This window comes from uncultured Rhodospira sp. (genome assembly GCF_937138205.1).
Taxonomy (GTDB): Bacteria; Pseudomonadota; Alphaproteobacteria; order Rhodospirillales; family Rhodospirillaceae; genus Rhodospira.
Genome location: NZ_CAKZOT010000064.1, coordinates 1 through 4511, shown reverse-complemented (window position 1 = coordinate 4511; position 4511 = coordinate 1). Strand labels below are relative to the sequence as shown.

General features: G+C 62.2%; 4 protein-coding genes. All 4 read left to right on the top strand.

Going from position 1 to position 4511, the window contains the following annotated elements; all coding sequences use genetic code 11:
- A partial coding sequence (locus Q0309_RS09015) for a hypothetical protein (RefSeq protein ID WP_299439742.1) occupies positions 1–1749 on the top strand: 1749 nt, incomplete at its 5' end.
- A 108-nt stretch (positions 1750–1857) separates the two neighbouring features.
- The gene (locus Q0309_RS09010) at positions 1858–2280 is read left to right on the top strand and encodes a PepSY domain-containing protein (RefSeq protein WP_299439740.1); all 423 of its coding nucleotides are present in this window, start codon (positions 1858–1860) and stop codon (positions 2278–2280) included.
- Positions 2280–2945, top strand: coding sequence for a response regulator transcription factor (locus Q0309_RS09005; protein WP_299439738.1), 666 nt, complete (start codon positions 2280–2282; stop codon positions 2943–2945). Before Q0309_RS09010 ends, Q0309_RS09005 begins: the two co-directional genes overlap by 1 nt.
- Before the next feature lie 14 nt (positions 2946–2959).
- Positions 2960–4315 carry a HAMP domain-containing sensor histidine kinase gene (locus tag Q0309_RS09000; RefSeq protein WP_299439736.1) on the top strand — a complete coding sequence of 452 codons (1356 nt, stop codon included), beginning with the start codon at positions 2960–2962 and terminating at the stop codon, positions 4313–4315.
- Positions 4316–4511: the final 196 nt, after the last annotated feature.

Here is a 4511-nt window from a genome sequence, read left to right as displayed (position 1 = left end):
CCTGGTCGCGGCGCGCTGCCAGGCCTGACCGCCCGGACTTTTGCCCCGGTTACTGAAGAACGGTCGCAAAATACGATCCGTGAACGGATCCGTATAAGAAGTGGCGATTTTTTCGGTTGGGCGACCGCAGAGGCTGTGCCTTATTGGAAAAGTGAACTTGACACGACAATTTCATTAATACAGTCGAACATTCTTTCGAAAGGCGACCGAGATCAGATAAGGGAAAGGGTGGATTGTGATGCAGACAATGATCCTTTTTTTGATCTTTTCATGAATGGTTTGCTTGGGGTAGCGGTTTCCCCTTACATGGATAGCAAGGCGGAGTTTTGGTTTCGGCAATTCGACCCCGATCGTCCTGTCGACGAGCAAAGTTATAAACAGGCGAAATGGTTCTCCGTACACCCCTGCGTAAACATCGCGGTTTACGCCAATAAAGAGGTATACAAGCCCAATCCGTGGAACGTCTCTGGACATGGCAGAATATTTGTTGAGCCCAAAGAAAAGGGGCACGTGCATATTGGGGCCGGAGCTCTTGGCCTGGGATGTGTTGCACCTCTAATTGGCCGATACACTGGCATTGGCCTCTGTATCCTGCACAGAACCGACAAAAACGTTTGGGGGGAGCTTAAGAATAGTGGTGCTGATTTTGTGGAGATTGAGCAAAGAATTCTTAACAAAGACTTTGGGAACTATGAGGCCGATACCCCGCTTAGGCTAAGGTTTCTTACGGATCAGACGCCAGCAGATACCATGCAAAAAGAACTTGAAGGCTGGGTTTCCGGAGGAAGCGATCTTTTTGTTGTGACCTCTCGTCAGGATGGCTGTACCACACGGTCAATCTTAAGCAAGGCTGACACAATATCGACTTCGGTACGTGCCGAGAACTTGGCTGACGTCGGAAACTTAATTTCTGATTACGCACAGCCGGGCGCAATAGTTATGCCATTCGAGAATGATGAGAAAGCGATCGAGGTTCTTAGAGGGCACTTGGCCGTCAAAAACATGGTTGTTATGGACATATGCCCGGATCGCATCTGCTTGAAGCCGAGTATTGAAAACAGGGGGGAGACAGTATCGATTCGTGTCGGAGTTGAAAGGTATCAAAGAACTCATATGCATGATGGCACTGGCAGAGCTTTTGGATTTTTGTTTCCTGATCGGGAGTGCAGAAATTTAGTGAAAGATGGAGCGATATATTATTATGGCAAAAGGCAAGACTACGAGTTTGCCCGGTATAGGAAAAGAATTCTTGTAAACGGAATGCACTTTTTTCTAGGCTTGGCTGCTCGTAAGTGCCTTCAAGAGGAAGTGGGGCCTAGTTGGGGTGCATTGACTGATGTCCCGGCAATGCAGCTGCTTTTGCGCATGGAGGTTGTTCAGACGGTCGCTGAGTTGTGTGATCGAGTATTTGGCCCTCTTGTAATACTTGAGGCGCTTAAGAGAAAATGGGTGGCGGCCAAAGAAGACGACATTCGCGCTGCTCGTCGGGTTGTGGATGAAGAAAAAGCCGAGGCCATGGATAGAATCAGAACAATGCCTGATAGTGTTGACAGGATAATTAAACCAGAACCAGAGGCATTTGCCAAGAAAGGGAAGGTTTTCCTAAAATCGTTACGCTCCCTTCCCGAATCTGTTAGGTTGTGCAACGAAATGAGATGCGTATACGATGATTCAGACATTGAAAACCTAAAGAATGATATCGAGTCCTTGTCTCGGTTGTTTCTGGACCAGCTGTTTGAGCTAGAGTAAAATACGGTGCTCCGGGTGACAGTAAGCCTCACTGCCACAGCCCCGCTGATACGGACGTCGGTGCCGCTGTCAGCGTCCTATCAGCTTTCCCCGGGCATCATGTGACCCATGAAAACACATGATTCCCGCCCCCTTTTGGCCGCGACCCTGGCCGTCGCCGGCTGTGCCGTTGTCGGCATGGCCCCCGGGGCCATGGCGGACGACGACGGAGACCGCAGCCGGGACCGCGATCGGCCCTCGGACCGCGACACGGGATACATCCGAGGGCCGCTCGGGGCCGACGGCGACCATCGTCGCCATGACCACGACGACGCCCGCCGGCTGCTGGAGCGCGGCGACATCCGCCCGCTGGCCGACATTCTGGCGCGAGTCGGGGACGACCTGCCCGGGCGCATCATCGCCACCGAGTTCGAGCGCGAGGACGGCGTCTACGTCTACGAGTTCTACGTGATCGATGGTCGCGGCAGGGTCCGCGAGGTCTATGTCGACGCCGCCACGGCACGGATTCTCAAGGTCGAGGACGAGGACTGATGCGGGTCCTGCTGGTCGAGGACGACGCCCGCATTGCCGCCGATGTCGGCCGCGCGCTGACGGCCGCCGGCTACCGCGTCGAGACCTGCGCCGACGGCGAGGAGGCCTGGTTCCTGGGCGACACCGAGGACTACGACCTGATCGTGCTGGATCTCGGGCTGCCGGGCATGGACGGGCTGGCGGTGCTGAAACGCTGGCGCGCCGGGGGGCGGACGACGCCGGTCCTGGTGCTGACCGCGCGCGGCAGTTGGTCCGAGCGGGTCGAGGGCATCGACGCCGGGGCGGACGACTATCTGCCGAAACCGTTCCAGATGGAGGAACTCGTGGCGCGGGCGCGGGCGCTCATCCGGCGCTCGCTGGGCCACGCGGCGGCGGTGCTGACGGTGGGGCGGCTGTCCGTGGACACGCGGTCGATGAGCGTGTCGGTGGACGCCGTGCCGGTGCCCGTTTCGCCGCTCGAATACCGGCTGGTGGCCTATCTGGCGCATCAGCGTGACCGGGTGGTGCCGACGCCGGAGTTGCTCGATCACCTCTACGGCGACGACGACGCGCGCGAGGCCAACGCCCTGGAGGCCGTGGTGGCTCGCCTGCGGCGCAAGCTGGGCGGCGGGATCATCGAGACCCGGCGGGGATTCGGGTATACCCTGGCCAGCGATGGCGGCTGACGGGAACCCTCTGCATGGTCCGGCTTTCCCTTTCGTCCGTTCGCCTGCGGTTGATGGCCGCTGGGGCCGTGTCGATCGCAGCGGCTCTGGTGCTGGCCGGCCTTGGCTTGGCCCTGCTGTTCGAGCGCCATGTGGAACGGCGCGCCGTGGCCGAGCTGTCGGACCATCTCGATCAGGTGATCGCCGGCCTGGACCGCACCGCCGACGGCGCCCTGATCGAAACCCGGCTGCCGGCAGACCCGCGCTTTGGCCAACCCCTGTCCGGCCTGTACTGGCAAGTGAATGCCGGGACGGAGGTGCTGCGGTCGCGGTCGTTGTGGGATTCGCGGCTGACGCTCCCGGACGACGTGCTGGCCGACGGTCAGGTGCATGAGCACACGCTGACCGGTCCGGCCGGCGAGGAGGTCCTAACCCTGGAACGGCGCGTCACGCTGCCAGACCGCCTGGGCGGGACAGCCGCGCGCGTGGCCGTGGCCCTGGACCGGGCGGACCTGCGGGCGGCCACGGCCGCGTTTGTCACCGACCTGATGCCGTATCTGGCGGTTCTGGGGCTGGGCCTGATCGCGGCGAGCTGGGTGCAGATCACCGTGGGGTTGCGACCCCTGGCCGCCATCCGCGCGCGGGTGGAAGCCGTGCGCTCGGGACGCGCCACGCGCCTTGGCACGGACTTTCCCGACGAGGTGCGGCCGCTGGCCGCCGAGGTCGATGGCCTGCTGGCGGCGCGCGAGGAGGACGTGCGGCGGGCGCGCGCCCGGGCCGCCGATCTGGCGCATGGTCTCAAGACGCCCCTGCAGGTGCTGGCCGGGGATGTGGAGCGGCTGAGAGCGCGCGGCGAGACGGTCGAGGCCGACGAGATCGAGCAGGTCGCCACCGCCATGCGTCGCCATGTCGAGCGGGAACTGGCGCGGGCGCGGCTGGCGGCCGGGATCACGCCGGCCACCTGCCGGCCGGCCGAGGTGGTGGATCGCGTGGTCGGCGTGGTGCGGCGCACCCCGGACGGCGCGCGGCTGACATGGCGTCAGGAGGTCCCCACCGGTCTCGTCGCGCCCATTGATGCCGACGACCTGACCGAGGTGCTGGGGGCGCTGATAGAGAACGCGGCCCGCCATGCAGGGTCGACCGTGACGGTCGCGGGATGGCGGGACGGGGAGGGCGTGGTGCTCTCGGTGGCCGACGACGGCCCCGGCATTCCCGCCGAACGGCGCGCGGTGATGCTTGATCGGGGACAGCGCCTGGACATGGCCGGCGACGGCAGCGGCCTCGGCCTGGCCATCGCCCAGGATATCCTCGCCGCCTGGGGCGGAACGCTGGTGTTGGACGACGCGCCGAGTGGTGGCCTGATGGTCCGGCTGACGGTCGCCGGATCGTGATCAGTGCGGATCGGCGCGACTCTTCGTGTCTTGAGCGGATCGCCTCGGGGTTCAGGACGAAACACCGCGAGAAAAGCGCGGACGTGCCTTCATCCTGCCATGGCGCGAAAACTGAAGACTCACAAAGCCTTGGAGCCCAACTGCGTAACCGGGGCAAAAGTCCGGGCGGTCAGGCCTGGCAGCGCGCCGCGACCAG